This window comes from Shinella sp. BE166 (genome assembly GCF_051201095.1).
GTDB lineage: Bacteria > Pseudomonadota > Alphaproteobacteria > Rhizobiales > Rhizobiaceae > Shinella > Shinella lacus.
The window spans coordinates 318,981-334,435 of record NZ_JBPEHL010000005.1; the positions used below are offsets into that span (position 1 = coordinate 318,981).

20 protein-coding genes are annotated in these 15,455 nt (G+C 64.4%); 10 read left to right on the top strand and 10 right to left on the bottom strand.

Translation table 11 applies throughout. The annotated features are described in order from the left end of the window. The first annotated feature begins 539 nt into the window (after nt 1-539). Both J2Y63_RS15610 and J2Y63_RS15615 read left to right on the top strand, forming a co-directional pair. The gene (locus tag J2Y63_RS15610) at nt 540-737 is read left to right on the top strand and encodes a hypothetical protein (protein WP_435266829.1); all 198 of its coding nucleotides are present in this window, start codon (nt 540-542) and stop codon (nt 735-737) included. 52 nt (nt 738-789) lie between these two features. Continuing rightward, nucleotides 790-1,017 carry a DUF2188 domain-containing protein gene (locus J2Y63_RS15615; protein WP_435266830.1) on the top strand — a complete coding sequence of 76 codons (228 nt, stop codon included), beginning with the start codon at nt 790-792 and terminating at the stop codon, nt 1,015-1,017. Nucleotides 1,018-1,058: 41 nt separating this feature from the next. Here the strand turns inward: J2Y63_RS15615 and J2Y63_RS15620 are convergent, their stop codons facing one another. The 3 genes from J2Y63_RS15620 to J2Y63_RS15630 all read right to left on the bottom strand — a co-directional run bounded on the left by J2Y63_RS15620 (nt 1,059) and on the right by J2Y63_RS15630 (nt 3,167). Further along, nucleotides 1,059-1,277: a hypothetical protein gene (locus tag J2Y63_RS15620; RefSeq protein WP_435266831.1), complete on the bottom strand. Its 219-nt coding sequence runs from the start codon at nt 1,275-1,277 to the stop codon at nt 1,059-1,061. Nucleotides 1,278-1,382: 105 nt separating this feature from the next. Next, complete coding sequence (locus J2Y63_RS15625) at nt 1,383-2,129, bottom strand: F0F1 ATP synthase subunit A (protein ID WP_435266832.1); 747 nt, start codon at nt 2,127-2,129, stop codon at nt 1,383-1,385. 315 nt (nt 2,130-2,444) lie between these two features. Beyond that, entirely contained in the window at nt 2,445-3,167 is a 723-nt protein-coding gene (locus tag J2Y63_RS15630) for a pyridoxamine 5'-phosphate oxidase family protein (RefSeq protein WP_435266833.1), read from the bottom strand. Between the two features lie 40 nt (nt 3,168-3,207). On the opposite strand from J2Y63_RS15630, the gene J2Y63_RS15635 reads away from it, so the two are divergent. Further along, the gene (locus tag J2Y63_RS15635) at nt 3,208-4,638 is read left to right on the top strand and encodes a PLP-dependent aminotransferase family protein (protein WP_435266834.1); all 1,431 of its coding nucleotides are present in this window, start codon (nt 3,208-3,210) and stop codon (nt 4,636-4,638) included. On the opposite strand, the gene J2Y63_RS15640 is transcribed toward J2Y63_RS15635, so the two are convergent. The 4 genes from J2Y63_RS15640 to J2Y63_RS15655 form a co-directional block, all read right to left on the bottom strand. Beyond that, on the bottom strand, nt 4,635-5,360 hold the full coding sequence (locus J2Y63_RS15640) for a type 1 glutamine amidotransferase (protein ID WP_435266835.1): 726 nt from the start codon (nt 5,358-5,360) through the stop codon (nt 4,635-4,637). The genes J2Y63_RS15635 and J2Y63_RS15640 overlap by 4 nt on opposite strands. A gap of 128 nt (nt 5,361-5,488) precedes the next feature. Beyond that, a complete protein-coding gene (locus J2Y63_RS15645; RefSeq protein WP_319322159.1) occupies nt 5,489-5,665 on the bottom strand; it encodes a hypothetical protein in 177 nt (58 codons plus the stop codon). A 98-nt stretch (nt 5,666-5,763) separates the two neighbouring features. Further along, the gene (locus J2Y63_RS15650; RefSeq protein WP_435266836.1) at nt 5,764-6,192 is read right to left on the bottom strand and encodes an RbsD/FucU family protein; all 429 of its coding nucleotides are present in this window, start codon (nt 6,190-6,192) and stop codon (nt 5,764-5,766) included. Further along, nucleotides 6,193-7,422 (bottom strand): ROK family transcriptional regulator, encoded by a 1,230-nt coding sequence (locus J2Y63_RS15655; RefSeq protein ID WP_435266837.1) that lies wholly within the window; start codon nt 7,420-7,422, stop codon nt 6,193-6,195. A gap of 276 nt (nt 7,423-7,698) precedes the next feature. Between J2Y63_RS15655 and J2Y63_RS15660 the strand changes: the two genes are divergently transcribed. From J2Y63_RS15660 to pyrC, 5 genes are all read left to right on the top strand, one after another. After that, nucleotides 7,699-8,724, top strand: a complete 1,026-nt coding sequence (locus J2Y63_RS15660) for a sugar ABC transporter substrate-binding protein (protein WP_435266838.1) — start codon at nt 7,699-7,701, stop codon at nt 8,722-8,724. 264 nt (nt 8,725-8,988) lie between these two features. After that, nucleotides 8,989-10,089 (top strand): ABC transporter permease, encoded by a 1,101-nt coding sequence (locus tag J2Y63_RS15665; protein ID WP_256118241.1) that lies wholly within the window; start codon nt 8,989-8,991, stop codon nt 10,087-10,089. Continuing rightward, entirely contained in the window at nt 10,089-10,862 is a 774-nt protein-coding gene (locus tag J2Y63_RS15670) for an ATP-binding cassette domain-containing protein (protein ID WP_435266839.1), read from the top strand. Before J2Y63_RS15665 ends, J2Y63_RS15670 begins: the two co-directional genes overlap by 1 nt. Further along, nucleotides 10,859-11,482: a nucleoside triphosphate hydrolase gene (locus tag J2Y63_RS15675; RefSeq protein ID WP_435266840.1), complete on the top strand. Its 624-nt coding sequence runs from the start codon at nt 10,859-10,861 to the stop codon at nt 11,480-11,482. Before J2Y63_RS15670 ends, J2Y63_RS15675 begins: the two co-directional genes overlap by 4 nt. Nucleotides 11,483-11,541: 59 nt before the next feature. Then, nucleotides 11,542-12,582, top strand: a complete 1,041-nt coding sequence (gene pyrC / locus J2Y63_RS15680; protein WP_435266841.1) for a dihydroorotase — start codon at nt 11,542-11,544, stop codon at nt 12,580-12,582. Between the two features lie 57 nt (nt 12,583-12,639). On the opposite strand, the gene J2Y63_RS15685 is transcribed toward pyrC, so the two are convergent. After that, a complete protein-coding gene (locus J2Y63_RS15685; protein WP_435266842.1) occupies nt 12,640-13,401 on the bottom strand; it encodes a Crp/Fnr family transcriptional regulator in 762 nt (253 codons plus the stop codon). A 189-nt stretch (nt 13,402-13,590) separates the two neighbouring features. On the opposite strand from J2Y63_RS15685, the gene J2Y63_RS15690 reads away from it, so the two are divergent. Then, on the top strand, nt 13,591-13,989 hold the full coding sequence (locus J2Y63_RS15690; protein ID WP_256118245.1) for a hypothetical protein: 399 nt from the start codon (nt 13,591-13,593) through the stop codon (nt 13,987-13,989). Here the strand turns inward: J2Y63_RS15690 and J2Y63_RS15695 are convergent. Then, a complete protein-coding gene (locus J2Y63_RS15695; protein WP_435266843.1) occupies nt 13,980-14,429 on the bottom strand; it encodes a DoxX family protein in 450 nt (149 codons plus the stop codon). The two genes, J2Y63_RS15690 and J2Y63_RS15695, sit on opposite strands and share 10 nt — an antisense overlap. A 169-nt stretch (nt 14,430-14,598) precedes the next feature. Here J2Y63_RS15695 and J2Y63_RS15700 point away from each other — a divergent pair, with 169 nt between their 5' ends. Beyond that, the gene (locus J2Y63_RS15700; RefSeq protein ID WP_256118247.1) at nt 14,599-14,901 is read left to right on the top strand and encodes a SelT/SelW/SelH family protein; all 303 of its coding nucleotides are present in this window, start codon (nt 14,599-14,601) and stop codon (nt 14,899-14,901) included. A 59-nt stretch (nt 14,902-14,960) separates the two neighbouring features. On the opposite strand, the gene J2Y63_RS15705 is transcribed toward J2Y63_RS15700, so the two are convergent. After that, nucleotides 14,961-15,329: a BA14K family protein gene (locus J2Y63_RS15705; protein WP_256118248.1), complete on the bottom strand. Its 369-nt coding sequence runs from the start codon at nt 15,327-15,329 to the stop codon at nt 14,961-14,963. Nucleotides 15,330-15,455 lie beyond the last annotated feature (126 nt).

Below are 15,455 nucleotides of genomic sequence, written 5' to 3' on the forward strand. Positions count from 1 at the left end.
TTGGAGACATCGAGAATGGCTTGGAGATTTCCGTTCTTGCAAAAAAGCTTCGCGAGATCATTCGTCCTAAACCAGCGGATTTGATACCATTAAAAGGCAGAAAAGATGATCGGCTAAGCCAAGTAATCCGAAACCTCGTTAGCCATCGCACTTTAGAAAAACGTGGGTTAGCGGCTTATAGGAAGGGTGAGGCACTCACTCGGGGATGTTACGTTCTGACTGAACTTGGACGTGCGTCCGTAAAAACTTCCTGGGCACGGAAGCTCACGTAGACGGAGCCTAGATATGGAACAGCGAGTAAGAAGAGCGATAGCCAACCGCACCATCGAACACCGTCGCGGTTGGCAGTAACAAAAAGGGCCACAAAACAGGAAGGCTGCAACCATTCCTGCAATGTGACCCGTGGTGTCAGCGGACAAGCCCCAATCCGTTGGACGGAATAACTGGGAATGCCGATATCTGAACCTTTTGCCTTTTCAGAATCGCACTTCCTGGTCTTCGTTTCAAGAGGGCATCTCTTTTGAAGTCAAGAGGTCATAATGACCAACGACAACATGCCGAGCTATACGCTCACTTTCGATGACACTGTCCAGATTTGGCTCCGCCACTGGGACGGCGAGTTTCAGAACCGGATTGCCGCCAGTTTTGACGTCAACCCGGCACGCGTGAACGAAGTTCTCAAGGAACGGAAGTTCATCGGTAGCCGCGAAGCGGCGCTTGCCAAGCGTAGTGCGTAACAATGGGCCGGTGCTTGGCGCCGGCCTTTTTCATTCTGGAAAGGATTCAAATATGTCTAAAGGACGCAACCAACATGTCGTACCGCATGCCAATGGGTGGGCCGTCAAAGGCGCCGGCACCGAGCGCGCGACCAAGGTCATCGAAACCCAGCGTGAGGCGATCGGCATCGCGCGCGGTATCGCACAGAATCAGAGTAGCGAGATGGGGATCCACGGGGAAAACGGTCGCATTCGCGAACGCAACTCCTATGGTAACGATCCCTATCCACCGAAGGGCTGAAGATGGAAAAGGGCGGCGCTTGCGCCGCCCTTTTCATGTGATCAATCCCGTTTGATGGTCGCGAGGACCTCCCAGAGGTCCGCGCCCGTCTCGAAGACGGCGGCGTTGGCGCGGAAGCCGATTTCGGCAGAGACCAGATCGAGCATATCCATTGCCGGATCGCCAGTGCCGCCGGCGATGTTGCGGGCGGCCGTGCCGGCGCGTGCGGTTTCCGTCGCCATGCCCTGGCGGGCCGTGTTCATGATGCCGGTGATCTGCATTGCGGAGGCCTCGTTGATGCGATGCCTTTTTACGGCATGGGCCTTTCCATCGCGTGAACGGGAAAATCCCGGCCCTGTGCCGTTTCGGCACGGGCCGGGTCTGTCTCAGTGGCCGGGATGCAGCGCGTCGTTCAGGTACATGCAGGTCAGCATAGTGAAAACATAGGCCTGAATGATCGCCATCAGCAGTTCCAGCGCCGTCAGCGCAACGGTCATGGCAAGCGGCAGCACCGCGCCCAGCATGCCGAGCATGCCGAGGCCGCCCATCGAGACGACAAAGCCGGCGAAGACTTTCAGCGTGATATGGCCGGCCAGCATGACGGCGAAGAGGCGCACGGAATGGCTGACGGGGCGGGAGAGATAGGAAATCACTTCGATCGGCACGATGATCGGCGTCAGGATCAGCGGGACGCCTTCCGGCACGAACAGTTTCAGGAACCCGGCACCGTGCCTGAACAGGCCGTAAAGGGTGACCGTGGCAAAGACCAGCATGGCGAGCGCGAAGGTGACGATGAGGTGGCTCGTCACCGTGAAGGCATAGGGGAACATGCCGACGAGGTTTGCGACGAGGATGAACAGGAAGAGCGAGAAGACCAGCGGGAAGAAACGCATGCCCTGCTCGCCCGCATTGGCCCGAAGCGTCGCCGCGATGAATTCGTAGACCATCTCGGCGCTAGCCTGCAATCGACCGGGCACCAGCCCGCGCCGGCGCGTGGCGAAGAGCAGGAAGGCGCTGGCGGCCACGACGGTCAGCACCATATAGGCGGCGGAATTGGTGAAGCTCAGGTCGAGCCCGCCGATCTGGAAGGGCACAAGCGGCTTGATCTCGAATTGCTCAATGGGTCCGGCCATCGGATTTCCTTGGAAAGGCATCAGGACGCACGGAAAATGCGCGCGCCGTGATCGCGGCGCGGCGATGCACGACACGCGACAGGCGTGCGGCTGATTTTGGAACGGTAGGGAGTGAAGGGTTCACGCGGGGCCATCCTATCTCGACTGCGAGATAAGGGGCCGTCCCCGGAACGAACAAGGCGCTGGTCGTCCAGCGCGCGGGTTCTCTAGCCGCTGCGCGCGCCGGTGGCAAGCCACCCTGCCACCGGCCGCGATCACGCCTGCGTCATCCCAGCCGAAACGACGCCGGTCCTACCGCCATCTCTTGGTAGCCGGCTAAGCCTCTTCGTAGGCGTCCTGGCCGGCGAGGAGCGACGTATCCAGCCGTCTGCCCGACGGGAAAAGGGCGAGCGTCTCCGGAGGTTCGACGCCCTCTACCAGCCGGGGACAGGTTTCGACGGCGCCGAGCACGGTCGTCACGGGGATGACGCCGGCCCAGATCGGTAGGGCGAAATCCGCCTCGTCGTCGCCGACGCCCTTGGCGCGCACCTTCGCGGCGGCCTCGTCGATCGGCATGGCGATGATCGTCGTGGCCTTGGCCTCCTGCGGCGTGATGGGCCGCAGCAGCGCGCTGCGGCCGGGATAGAAACGGTCGACGACGTCGCGCATCGCCTCGATCTTTTCGTCAGAATCCTCGACGAGGCGTGCAGTGCCGAAACACATGGCGGAGCGGTAATTGGCCGAATGGTTGAAGCCGGAGCGCGCCAGCACGAGCCCGTCGAGATGGGCGACGGTGAGGCAGGCGGGCGTGCCGGCCTTCAAATGCCGCAGCATGCGGCTAGCCGACGAGCCGTGCCAGTAGAGCGTATCGCCCTTGCGCCAGAACAGCGTTGGCGTCGCATAGGGCTGGCCGTCGATGACATAGGCGACGTTGCAGAGCATGGCCGCATCGAGGATGGCATGCACGGCCTGCCGGTCGTAGCTGCCGCGCTCATGCATGCGCTTGACGCGGTTGCGCGGGGTGATGGGATAGGCGGCGGTGTCGGTTTCTGCACGCATGCGGTCTTGCCTTTCAAACAGGGTGCCGTCATGGTGCGCCATGCCATTGGACCGAAAAAGCACCAATCCTGACCAAAAAATCCGGGCCAATCTGCCAGACTGGTCGTCGCTCATTCCCGTACTGCCGGCAGCGGGCAAGCGCACGCCGGCGCTTTACCGGGAGCTGCGCCGGCTGATCGAGGCGGGGACCATTCCGGCTGGCAGCAAGCTGCCGCCGTCGCGCGACCTGGCGGGACGACTGAAGATCGCGCGCGGCAGCGTGGTTGCCGCTTTTGAGACGCTGATCGCCGAAGGTTATGCCGTGGCGCGCACGGGCGCCGGCACCTTCGTCGCCGACCGGGTGCCCGTCGTGAAATCCGCTCTGCCGGTGGAAACGGAAAACACCGAGGCGAAAATGCCGCTGCCCGGCACGCTCGGTGTGGCGATGGCCGATGCGCGCACGCTGAACCTGTTTCGCACGCTGCTGGCGCGCCATCTCGCCCGCCCCGGCCCGGAACATTTCTATTATGGCGATCCGCGCGGCGGGGCGGCGCTGCGCCAGGCGGTCGCGGCCTATCTGCGGCAGGCACGCGGCGTGCGCTGCGAGGCGCGCTCCATCGTCATCACGACCGGCACGCAGCAGGGCATCGACCTCGTCATCCGCAGCGCGCTTCGGCCGGGCGATCGGGTGATGGTCGAGGACCCCTGTTATCCAAGCGCACGGGCCGCCTTTGCCGGCGCGGGCCTCGACCTTTCCGGCCTCGCGGTGGATGCCGAGGGGGCCGACATATCGCTGGCGACGGCGGGAGCGCGGGCGGTCTATGTGACGCCATCGCATCAGTTTCCGCTTGGCGTGACCATGAGCATGCGCCGCCGGCTCGCCCTGATCGACTGGGCGCGCGAGACCGGCGGCTGGATCATTGAGGACGATTACGACAGCGAGTTCCGCTTTGCCGGCCCGCCGCTCGCCGCCATGCAGGGCATGGACGACAGCGGCCGCGTCATCTATCTCGGCACCTTCTCCAAGGTGCTGTTTCCAGGGCTGCGCCTCGGTTACGCCGTCATTCCCGATCCGCTGCTCGAAACCATCATGGCGCTGCGCAGCCGCACCGATCGCAGCCCGCCGACGCTTGCCGAAGCGGCGCTGACCGATCTCCTGCGCGAAGGCCATTTCGCCGCCCATCTGCGCCGCGCCCGACGGCACGCACAGGCGGCGCGCGATGCGCTGGTCGCGGGGCTTTCGGCGGCGAAAAACCTCTCGGTCGGCGTGCCCGACCAGGGCCTGCACCTGGTCGCCGGCCTGCCTGATTCGCTTGCCGATACGGCGGCGGTGGAGATTGCGCGGGGAGCTGGGCTCGGTGTGCGGGCGCTGTCGTCCATGGCGGTCACCAACCCGCCGCGGCAGGGTCTGGTCATCGGCTTTTCCGGCTTTGCGCCGGAGGTGCTGCATGCTGCTGCGACACGCTTCGCCACGGCAATCTCAGGCAACTAGGCGACGCGGCGGGACTCGGCGGCGGCGATCGTGGCGACCCAGGCGCGGGCGATGGCGAGGCCGGTGGCATCGGCTCTGGGGCCGTTTTCGGCGGCGAGCGTCTCGCGCTGCTCGAGCCAGCCGGGCGCGAGCGTCGGAATGAGGGCGCCGAACGTGCTCACCCATTCATCGACGACCGTGCGGCTCGCTTCGAAATGGAACTGCGTGCCATAGACGGCGCGGCCGATGCGAAAGGCCTGGTTTTCGGCGGCACCGTTGGTGGCGAGCCGCATGGCGCCCTCCGGCAGCGCAAAGGTGTCGCTGTGCCACTGGAAGATCGGGAAGCTGCTTGCCGCGGCCGAGAGAACCGGGTCGCCGGCACCGTCCTTCGTCAGCGCGACCGTGCACCAGCCGAATTCCGGCGCCGTTCCGATGAGGTTTTCCGCGCCATAGGCGCGCGCCAGGAGCTGGCTGCCGAGACAGACGCCGAGCACCGATTTCTCCGCATCGCCGAAGCGGCGCATGAGGCTCGCCAGCGCCGGCAGATAGGCGTGGCGTTCGTCGTCGCGGGCGTTCTGCGGACCACCCATCACGACGATGGCGTCATGGTTCGTCTCGTCGGCGGGGATGGCGTCGCCGGCATGCGGCCGGCAGATCTCGATCTCGGCGCCCGCCTCTTCCAGCGCGACACCGATCTGACCGAGAAGGGTCACCTTGTCGTTTTCCACCACCAGCACCCGCATGTGAAACTCCTGCTTTTCGATAGGACGCGACACAATCACGCCGCTTCGCTTCGTTCAAGGGTCCAAAATAGAAAGAACCCGGCTCTTTCGAGCCGGGCAAGGCGGGGAGGATCGGCGGAAGGAAGAAATCAACGGCAAACCTTGATCTTCTTGATGATAACATTGCCGTAGTAGTCGTAGGACTTCACCTTCTTGATGAAGCAATAGGGTTCATAACCGTAGCTGTAGTAGCCGGCCTGCGAGGGAGCGGCGAAGGAAACGGCGGCGACGAGGGCAACGGTGGCGGAAACGATGAACTTGCGCATGGGGTCTCTCCTGATCTCTGTGAGGGATGAGCCTCTCTCATCCAGTGACCAGACTTTCCCACATAGCCCCGCCGCCCGCTGTTCCGGATGGAACAGGGTCAGGGATAGATGACGCCCTTGCGCAGGATCACATTTGCATAGAGCCGCGGCTCGCTCGTCTGCACCAGCGTATGCGCGGCGCGCACGCGGTTGTAGAAATCGGCGCCGACCAGCGGCACGACGGTGCGCGTCGGCTCGCGGCGGGCGCAGCAATCGATGATCTCGTGGTGCACGGGCTGCAGCGTGTCGCGCTCCTGGCGGAAGGTGGAGCGGAAGATCGCCTCGTCGACGAAATCGTCGATCGGCAGCACCGAGAGCACGGCGTTGAGCACGGGCAACAGCGGTACGCCGTCGAGGCGGATGAGGCGGCGGGCATGTTCGACGCCTGGATAATTGCCGTCGACGATGGCGATCTCGTCGCCGTGGCCCATGGCGCGCAGCGTCGACAGCAGCTCCGGGCTCAGGATGGGGTCGATACCTTTCAGCATTCAGGCAAGCTCCTTGAAGAGGACGTTCTGGTCGGGAAGATAGCGGGAGAACAGCGGCAGGCTGGCGCCGCCGATCGAGCGGGCGTGGCTGCCGACGGCGCCTTCGAGGATTTCGGGCAGGGTGACGCCTTGCAGGTCGAGGCGGGCGACGGCGGCGCGCGTCGCGGCAACCACGCGCTCGCGCACCCAGGCCGGGAAGCCGCCGTCGATGATGACGGCCGAAAAGTCGATGACGGAGGCCGACGCCACGACCGCCTGGGCGAGCGCCGCTGCCATGTCGTCGATCCAGATTTCGAGCGGCGCGCCGAATTCGATCCAGTCGTCCGGCGAATACCAGAGCGGCTTCGGATCGATGCCATGCTCGCGCAGAAGATTCTCCAGCCGGTAGATCGAGGCGATCTTCAGGAGCTGCACGGTCTCGCCGTCGCGACCCTGCACGGGCAGCGGGCCAATGGCGCCGGCCGTGCCGGTGCGACCGGTGAAGAGTGCGGAATTCAGCACCACGCCGCCGCCGATGAAGGAGCCGATGAACAGATAGAGGAAATCCGGATATTGCGGGCCGAGGCCGAAGACGAGCTCGGCGGCGCAGGCGCTGGTCGCGTCGTTCTGCAAGACGACCGGATAGGGCACGCGCCGGGCGATCTCCGCCTCCAGGTCGACGCCGCGCCATTGGTCCATGTCGGCCTGCGGCGCGCCCACCTCGCTTGCCCAGCTCCACAGCTCAAAGGGGGCAGCGACGCCGAAGCCGGCGATGCGGGCGCGCTCCTGCGGGGTGATTGCCGCCTCCAGCTCGGCGAGCCCCTCCTCCACGAAGGCGAGCAGCGGGCCGGGCATGGGATAGGCGAAGGTACGGCGCACCTGCCGGCGGATGCCGCCGACGAAATCCATCATGACGAGATCGGCGCTGCGGCGGCCGATCTTCAGGCCGAAGGAATAGACGGCATCCGGATTGAGCCGCATCGGCACGGAGGGCTGGCCGACCTTGCCGCGCATCGGCGCGCCGCGCATCAGCAGGCCTTCGGCCTCCAGCGCGCGCATGATGACCGTCACGGTCTGGGCGGAAAGGCCGCTGCGCCGGGCGATCTCGGCCTTGGAGAGGCTGCCGTGCCGGCGCACCAGCGACATGACCAGGCGCTCGTTATAGGCCCGCACGCGCACCTGGTTGGCGCCCCCGCTCGGGTCGAGGATTTCGGCCGGCGCGGCGGGTGCCGTCGCGGCATTCTTTCTCATCGTCTCCTCCCGTGCCGGTCGCGGCGTTCTTCGCCTCTCCCGTCCTCTTATCGGCTGCCGTTCCGCTCTTCCACCGGAAACGACACGCCCTTGTTTTGCTGGAGCATGACACATTGGATTAATAATTCAATTCGATTTATTTATTGACAGCGATTTCTTTTGGTGCTCTTTTCACGGTCGGAAGCGAGGTCTGCCGGCGGAGGAGCTGCTGGCCACCCTGCGACCGGATGGCCCCAGGAGAGGGGCGCATCCCGTTCTGTCCTTGGGAGGATTACCATGAAGAAAACCATCATTTCCGCCGCTCTCGGCGCGCTCGCGCTCGGCGTCGCCTTCTCCTCGCCGGCTGTCGCCGCCGACACCACCGCCTGCCTGATCACCAAGACCGACACCAACCCCTTCTTCGTCAAGATGAAGGAAGGCGCCGAAGCCAAGGCCAAGGAAATCGGCGTGACGCTGAAGGCCTATGCCGGCAAGATCGACGGCGATTCGGAAAGCCAGGTCGCGGCAATCGAGACCTGCATCGCGGACGGCGCGAAGGGCATCCTGATCGCCGCTTCCGACACGAAGGGCATCGTTCCCTCCGTGCAGAAGGCGCGTGACGCCGGCCTGCTGGTCATCGCGCTCGACACGCCGCTGGAGCCGGTCGACAGCGCCGACATGACCTTTGCCACCGACAACCTGCTCGCCGGGGAACTGATCGGCAAGTGGGCTGCCGCCACCCTCGGCGACGCCGCAAAGGACGCCAAGATCGCCTTCCTCAACCTGACGCCCTCGCAGCCTTCGGTCGACGTGCTGCGCAACCAGGGCTTCATGAAGGGCTTTGGCATCGATGTTAAGGACATCGGCAAGATCGGCGACGAGGACGATGCCCGCATCGTCGGCCATGACGTGACCAACGGCAACGAGGAAGGCGGCCGCACCGCCATGGAAAACCTTCTCCAGAAGGATCCGACCATCAATGTCGTGCACACCATCAACGAACCGGCAGCAGCCGGCGCCTATGAAGCGCTGAAGGCCGTCGGCAAGGAAGGCGACGTGCTGATCGTATCGGTCGACGGCGGTTGCCCGGGCGTGCAGAACGTCGCGGATGGCGTCATCGGCGCGACCTCGCAGCAGTACCCGCTGATGATGGCGGCACTCGGCATCGAGGCCATCAAGAAGTTCGCCGACACCGGCGAGAAGCCGAAGGCCACCGAAGGCAAGGACTTCTTCGACACGGGCGTGACGCTCGTGACCGACAAGCCGGCAGCCGGCGTCGAATCCATCGACACCAAGGCCGGCAAGGACAAGTGCTGGGGCTGATGCTCCACCACGCCGGCCCGGGCTGACCGGGCCGGCATTCCGCTACGGACGGATGGGGTCCGCGTGAAACGCACCCTGCTTTGACATTCGCACAAGACATGGGCACCCTTCTTCGGCAGGCGACGGCGACAGCCGGGACCGCTTGGGGAGGAGACCGCCCAAAAATGGCGGCAGGTGCGCGAAAAGCGCCCGATCGGTGCGTCCGTACACCATTTCATCCGGCAAGCCGCGACGGTCGGCACCCGGAAGGGGAGGAACTGGATCATGACTGAGACAACGACGGCCTCGCAGGGTTCGCAACCCTCGCAGCCATCGCAGGAATTCGAGAAGGTGCTGTCCGGCAGCGCGACGCAGGTCGCATCCTTCGACACGCACGACAAGACGCCCATCCAGAAATTCCAGCATTTCCTGCATTCGAGCCCGGCGGCCGTGCCGCTCATCGTGCTCGTTCTGTCGGTGGCCATCTTCGGCGTCATTCTCGGCGGAAAGTTCTTCTCCGCCTTCACGCTGACGCTGATCCTCCAGCAGGTGGCGATCGTCGGCATCGTCGGCGCCGCGCAGACGCTGGTCATCCTGACGGCCGGCATCGACCTTTCGGTCGGCGCCATCATGGTGCTGTCCTCGGTCGTGATGGGCCAGTTCACCTTCCGCTACGGCCTGCCGCCGACGGTCGCCGTCCTCTGCGGGCTCGCCTGCGGCGCGCTCTGCGGCTACATCAACGGCCTGCTCGTCGCCCGCATGAAGCTGCCGCCCTTCATCGTCACGCTCGGCATGTGGCAGATCATCCTCGCCTCGAACTTCCTCTATTCGGCCAACGAGACGATCCGCTCGCAGGACATTTCCTCGCAGGCGCCGCTCCTCCAGTTCTTCGGCAACAACCTCAAGCTCGGCAGCGCGGTCTTCACCTATGGCGTCATCGCCATGGTGCTGCTCGTCGCCTTGCTCTGGTACGTGCTGAACCACACCGCCTGGGGCCGCCATGTCTATGCGGTGGGCGACGACCCGGATGCGGCGGAACTCGCCGGCGTCAACGTCAAGCGCATGCTGGTCTCGATCTATACGCTGTCCGGCCTCATCTGCGCGCTCGCCGGCTGGGCGCTCATCGGCCGCATCGGTTCGGTCTCGCCGACCGCCGGCCAGTTCGCCAATATCGAATCGATCACGGCCGTGGTGATCGGCGGCATCTCGCTGTTCGGCGGGCGCGGCTCCATCCTCGGCATGATCTTCGGGGCGCTGATCGTCGGCGTCTTCTCGCTCGGCCTTCGCCTCATCGGCACGGACCCGCAATGGACCTATCTCCTGATCGGCGTCCTCATCATCTCGGCAGTCGCAATCGACCAGTGGATCAGAAAGGTAGCAGGCTGATGGAACCCATTCTCACCGCGCGCGGTCTCGTCAAGCGCTACGGCCGCGTCACCGCCCTCGACCATGCCGACTTCGACCTCTATCCCGGCGAAATCCTCGCCGTGATCGGCGACAACGGAGCCGGCAAATCCTCCATGATCAAGGCGATCTCCGGCGCCATCACGCCGGACGAGGGCGAAATCCGCCTGCAGGGCCAGGTGATCAACTTCCGCTCGCCGATCGAGGCACGCAAGGCCGGCATCGAGACCGTCTACCAGAACCTTGCGCTCTCGCCGGCGCTGTCGATCGCCGACAACATGTTCCTCGGCCGCGAATTGCGCAAACCGGGCGTCATGGGCCAATGGTTCCGCAAGCTCGACCGCTCGGCGATGGAGAAATTCGCCCGCGACAAGCTTTCGGAACTCGGGCTGATGACCATCCAGAACATCAACCAGGCGGTGGAAACGCTGTCGGGCGGCCAGCGCCAGGGGGTGGCGGTGGCGCGTGCCGCCGCCTTCGGCTCGAAGGTCATCATCCTCGATGAACCGACGGCCGCACTTGGCGTCAAGGAGAGCCGGCGCGTGCTGGAGCTCATCCTCGACGTGCGCCGGCGCGGCATTCCGATCGTGCTGATCTCGCACAACATGCCGCATGTCTTCGAGGTGGCGGACCGCATCCATATCCACCGGCTAGGCCGGCGGCTGACGGTCATCAACCCGAAGGACTACACCATGTCCGACGCCGTCGCCTTCATGACCGGCGCCAAGCTGCCGGCGGAGGCGATTGCCGCATGATCTCGCCCACCACCATCGTGGATGCACTCCAGCGGCGCGCGGGGGACGCGCGCCGCTTCCTCGTCGGCCTCGCAGGCCCGCCGGCCGCAGGAAAATCGACGTTGGCCGAAGCGTTGCGCGACGGGCTCGTCGCCCGCGGCGAAAGCGCCGAAATCCTGCCGATGGACGGGTTTCACATGGACAACGGCATTCTCGCCGAGCGTGGCCTGCTGCCGCGCAAGGGCGCGCCGGAATCCTTCGACGGCCGCGGCTTTATCGATATCGTCACGGCGCTGAAACGGGCGGAGGGCGAAGTGCTGGTGCCGGTTTTCGACCGGTCGCGCGAGATCGCCATCAATGCCGCCCGCGCCATCCCGCGGGAAACCCGCTTCATCCTCGCCGAGGGCAATTACCTGCTCTTCAAGGATGCGCCCTGGGACGGGCTCGACGGCAAGTTCGACTTCACCATCTTCGTCGGCCCGCCCTACCCCGTGCTGGAGGAGCGGCTGCGCCGGCGCTGGATGGGCTATGCGCTGCCGGAGGAACAGATCGGCTGGAAGCTCTACGGCAACGACCTGCCGAACGGAAAGCGCATCCTGGAGAACTCACGCCCCGCCGATCTCACCATCGACACCTTCTGAGGCGATTGTCGTTGTCGCCCGCGGATGCTATCGCAGCCGCAACACGCGGGAGATGACCGATGACCACTGAACTGACCATCCGCCGGCCGGACGACTGGCACCTGCACCTGCGCGACGGCGCCATGCTGGAAGGCGTGATCGGCGACACGAGCCGCCATTTCGCCCGCGCGATCATCATGCCGAACCTGGTGCCGCCGGTCGTCACCACCGCGGATGCCACTGCCTATCGCGACCGCATCCTCGCCGCCCTTCCCAAGGGCGACCGGTTCGAGCCGCTGATGACGCTCTATCTCACCGAGCACACCAACCCCGACGACGTGGAAGCCGGCTATAAGAGCGGCCTGATCCGCGCCGTGAAACTCTACCCGGCCGGTGCGACGACCAATTCGCATGGCGGCGTGCGCGATATGGACAAAGCCATGCCCGTGCTGGAGCGCATGGCGAAGATCGGCCTGACGCTCTGCGTTCACGGCGAAGTCACGACGCCGGAGGTCGATATCTTCGACCGTGAGGCCGTGTTCATCGAGACGGTTCTGGACCCGTTGCGCACGCGCCTTCCGGAATTGCGCGTGACCATGGAACATGTCACGACGAAAAACGGCGTCGACTATATCAAGACCGCGAAGGCGAACCTCGCCGGCTCGATCACCACGCATCACCTGATCATCAACCGCAACGCCATCCTGGTCGGCGGCATCCGCCCGCATTATTATTGCCTGCCCGTCGCCAAGCGCGAGGAGCACCGGCTGGCGCTGCGCAAGGCCGCGACCTCCGGCGACAGGCGCTTCTTCCTCGGCACCGATTCGGCGCCGCATGTCGATCCGCTGAAGGAATGCGCCTGCGGTTGCGCCGGCATCTACACCTCGATCAACACGATGAGCTGCCTCGCCCATGTGTTCGAACAGGACCGCGCGCTTGACAAACTCGAAGCCTTCGCCTCGCTGAACGGCCCGGCCTGGTATGGCCTGCCGGTGAATGAAGAGACGATCCGGCTGGTGAAGCGGGCCGAACCCGTCGCCTTCCCGGCGAAGATCGAGACCGGGGCCGGGCCGGTGACGGTATTCGACCCGATGTTCCCGCTGCACTGGGACGTGGCCTGAGCAATTCCAGCAAAAGTGTGAAGCGGTTTTGCGTCCGGAATTGCGCCTATAAAAGCGCTAGATAAAGGGGCGTGCACCTTCTTTCAGCCCTTCCCAGCCGGCGAGAGCCTGAAGGCCGTCCCCGTCGAGGATTTCGCAGCCCTTGTCCTGCCAGCGCATCAGCTTGCGGTCGGAAAGCTTGCGCAGCGTCTTGTTGGTGTGCACCAGCGACAAGCCGAGCGTATCGGCGACATGCTGCTGGGTGATCGGAATGACGCGCCGGCCGCCGTTGACGCCGGCCGAATGCGCCCGCTGGTGGATGAAGGACAGGAGATAGGCTGTGCGCTCCAGCGCCGTGCGCCGGCCGACGCTGAGCAGGTGCTCGTCGAGGATGCGCTCCTCATGCGCGGCGATCCAGGTCAGGTCGTAGCCGAGCGACGCATGGCGCTCGAACAGGCGCTCCAGCTTGGAGCGTTCAAAGACACAGAGCGTGACCGGCGTCAGCGCCTCGACGGAATGGTCCATCTCGCCCATCAGGCTGCCTTGCAGACCAAGCAGATCGCCGGGCAGCACATAGTTCATGATCTGCCGGCGGCCATCGGGCAGCAGCTTGTAACGAAAGGCCCAGCCGGATAGCACGGTAAAGAGATGGGCGCTGTGCATGCCCTCGACGAGGATGGTGGCGCCGCGCTCGCTCGACAGTTCGCCGCTTTTGAACTGCGAGACGAAGTCGAGTTCCTTAGCGGAAAAATCGCGAAAGCCTGACAGGTCTCGCAAGGGACACTGATGGCAGGGCGTGCGCCATTTCGAGGGATGGTTGCCCGCCGTGCTGCTCGCCATATTGTTTTGCCCCTTCCGTTCGCAGCCCGGAGCGCCGGGCTGGCTTGCTGAACGTGAAGCGTGCACACTTGTTCCGTGCAGCGAAACACTATGTCTTTTTTAAATGACAGTGCACCGTCCTCAGCCCACATTCCGCCTCCAAAACCGCCGGTGATTCCGGCTGTTCGCATGGATGAGGAGTGCGGCGCCATGGAACCATCTCTTCCGCACATCTTGATCGCCGAACGCGAATTCCTGATTGCGCTCGACGCGGAATATCTGATCAAGGCGGCGCTCGATTGCCGCATTTCACTGCTGCGGCCGGAACAGCTCGACCAGTGGGATGCGGCGGCGCTGGCGGATATCGACCTGTGCCTGCTCGACGTGCCGCTTGACGCGACGCGGATCACGGCGCGTATCGAACGGCTGATCGAGGCGCGCGTGCCGCTTCTGTTCACCACCGTTGGCGAGATCCACCGCGATGGCGTCGCGGGCTTCGAGGTCATTCCCGTCGCCCGCAAGCCCTATGACGGCGAGACGCTGGTCGCGCTCGTCAAGGCGCGGCTGCGGGAAAGGCCACAGCCGCGCGAAGAGACGGATCAGAACTGACGGCCGAGCTTGGCGTCGACTGAGTGGCTGTTTGCGCCGCGGATGACGAAATAGAGCATGATCAGCGCCCAGAGGATGGACTTTTCCGCGCCCATCAGGCCTTCGGCCTGCACGATGCCGTGGAAATAGACGGTGACGGCGAGCACGATCATCGCCGCGAAGGCGGCGGGGCGCGTGAAGAGGCCGATGGCGATCAGGACACCGCCGAAGAATTCGGTGGCGGCCAGCAGTGGTGACCAGAAGGCACCGGGATAGAAGCCGAGGCTTTCCACCATGCCGCTTGCGCCGAAGGGATTCAGGATCTTGCCGTAGCCATGCGTGACAAGAAGCAGGCCGGCCGCCACGCGCAGGATCGTTTCCGCGCTTTCGCCAAGCGCCGAATAGATGCTGCCGAGCGAGGGGATGATGAGGCGCGGGCGGGAGGTGGAAAAGTCCGTCATGGGATGTCCTGTCTGTATGTTGCAGTGCAACACCTCTCCGACAGGACCGTTGCTGCGACAAGATGTCCGGCGGTAAAACCTGATAAATTGAGTTGACATTGTTGTGAACGGATCGCGTGCCAAGCGGGCCGCCCTGCTATATGCTTTGCCCTATCGACAGGAGGTGACCATGACCGGGGAAAAGCCGCGCGTTTCCATTCTCTACTGTACCCAGTGCAACTGGCTGCTTCGCGCCGGCTGGATGGCGCAGGAGCTTTTGTCGACCTTTTCCGGATCGCTCGGCGAGGTGGCGCTCATTCCCGGAACCGGCGGCAATTTCGAGATCCGCGTCGGCGATGCGCTCGTCTGGGAGCGCAAGCGCGACGGCGGTTTTCCCGGGCCGAAGGAGCTGAAGCAGCGCGTGCGCGACGTCATCGAACCCGACCGCGATCTCGGCCATACTGACCGCGTGGCCGACAGCACGCCCGGCTGAAAGACAAACGGCGGGCAAGAAGCCCGCCGTTCGTTGGATGACCCAAGGTCGCTTGTCGCTTACCGATAAGGCGAATAGCACAGGCGGTAGACGCCGCCGCCGGCATGGTAGCGGTTGGTATAAGGGTCGTAGGTGCGGTAGCGGTTGGAGCACCATTCGACATGCGCCCCGCGCCCACCATAATAACGCGGCCGCTCGTAGCGCGGACGATAATAGCGTCGCTCACCGTAATACGGGCGATAGTGGCGACGATTGTAACGACGTTCGCAGCCGTAGCCGTAGCAGAACTGCACCTGCGCCTGCGTGACGTCACTTTTCGTCTCAACCTTCGGTACGGCGAGAGGCACGGCCTGAGCCGCCCCCATGGGCGCGATCGCGGAGGCAATCCCCATCGCGCAACCGAAAACGAGATTTCGAATCTTCAACATGTTGATCCTCACTGTTCCTGGCGGGATACTTCCCTGTCACGTCCCTGCTTTGCATTACGTTCACGCATTTTGTTTTATTCATGGTCGCGCCGCGCCTTGAGAGGACCGGCCCGCAAGAGACACGAG

Coding starts and splice junctions, on each gene's coding strand:
- J2Y63_RS15610 (WP_435266829.1), top strand. CDS start 540: ATGACCAACGACAACATGCCGAGCTATACGCTCACTTTCGATGACACT.
- J2Y63_RS15615 (WP_435266830.1), top strand. CDS start 790: ATGTCTAAAGGACGCAACCAACATGTCGTACCGCATGCCAATGGGTGG.
- J2Y63_RS15620 (WP_435266831.1), bottom strand. CDS start 1,277: ATGCAGATCACCGGCATCATGAACACGGCCCGCCAGGGCATGGCGACG.
- J2Y63_RS15625 (WP_435266832.1), bottom strand. CDS start 2,129: ATGGCCGGACCCATTGAGCAATTCGAGATCAAGCCGCTTGTGCCCTTC.
- J2Y63_RS15630 (WP_435266833.1), bottom strand. CDS start 3,167: ATGCGTGCAGAAACCGACACCGCCGCCTATCCCATCACCCCGCGCAAC.
- J2Y63_RS15635 (WP_435266834.1), top strand. CDS start 3,208: ATGCCATTGGACCGAAAAAGCACCAATCCTGACCAAAAAATCCGGGCC.
- J2Y63_RS15640 (WP_435266835.1), bottom strand. CDS start 5,360: ATGCGGGTGCTGGTGGTGGAAAACGACAAGGTGACCCTTCTCGGTCAG.
- J2Y63_RS15645 (WP_319322159.1), bottom strand. CDS start 5,665: ATGCGCAAGTTCATCGTTTCCGCCACCGTTGCCCTCGTCGCCGCCGTT.
- J2Y63_RS15650 (WP_435266836.1), bottom strand. CDS start 6,192: ATGCTGAAAGGTATCGACCCCATCCTGAGCCCGGAGCTGCTGTCGACG.
- J2Y63_RS15655 (WP_435266837.1), bottom strand. CDS start 7,422: ATGAGAAAGAATGCCGCGACGGCACCCGCCGCGCCGGCCGAAATCCTC.
- J2Y63_RS15660 (WP_435266838.1), top strand. CDS start 7,699: ATGAAGAAAACCATCATTTCCGCCGCTCTCGGCGCGCTCGCGCTCGGC.
- J2Y63_RS15665 (WP_256118241.1), top strand. CDS start 8,989: ATGACTGAGACAACGACGGCCTCGCAGGGTTCGCAACCCTCGCAGCCA.
- J2Y63_RS15670 (WP_435266839.1), top strand. CDS start 10,089: ATGGAACCCATTCTCACCGCGCGCGGTCTCGTCAAGCGCTACGGCCGC.
- J2Y63_RS15675 (WP_435266840.1), top strand. CDS start 10,859: ATGATCTCGCCCACCACCATCGTGGATGCACTCCAGCGGCGCGCGGGG.
- pyrC (WP_435266841.1), top strand. CDS start 11,542: ATGACCACTGAACTGACCATCCGCCGGCCGGACGACTGGCACCTGCAC.
- J2Y63_RS15685 (WP_435266842.1), bottom strand. CDS start 13,401: ATGGCGAGCAGCACGGCGGGCAACCATCCCTCGAAATGGCGCACGCCC.
- J2Y63_RS15690 (WP_256118245.1), top strand. CDS start 13,591: ATGGAACCATCTCTTCCGCACATCTTGATCGCCGAACGCGAATTCCTG.
- J2Y63_RS15695 (WP_435266843.1), bottom strand. CDS start 14,429: ATGACGGACTTTTCCACCTCCCGCCCGCGCCTCATCATCCCCTCGCTC.
- J2Y63_RS15700 (WP_256118247.1), top strand. CDS start 14,599: ATGACCGGGGAAAAGCCGCGCGTTTCCATTCTCTACTGTACCCAGTGC.
- J2Y63_RS15705 (WP_256118248.1), bottom strand. CDS start 15,329: ATGTTGAAGATTCGAAATCTCGTTTTCGGTTGCGCGATGGGGATTGCC.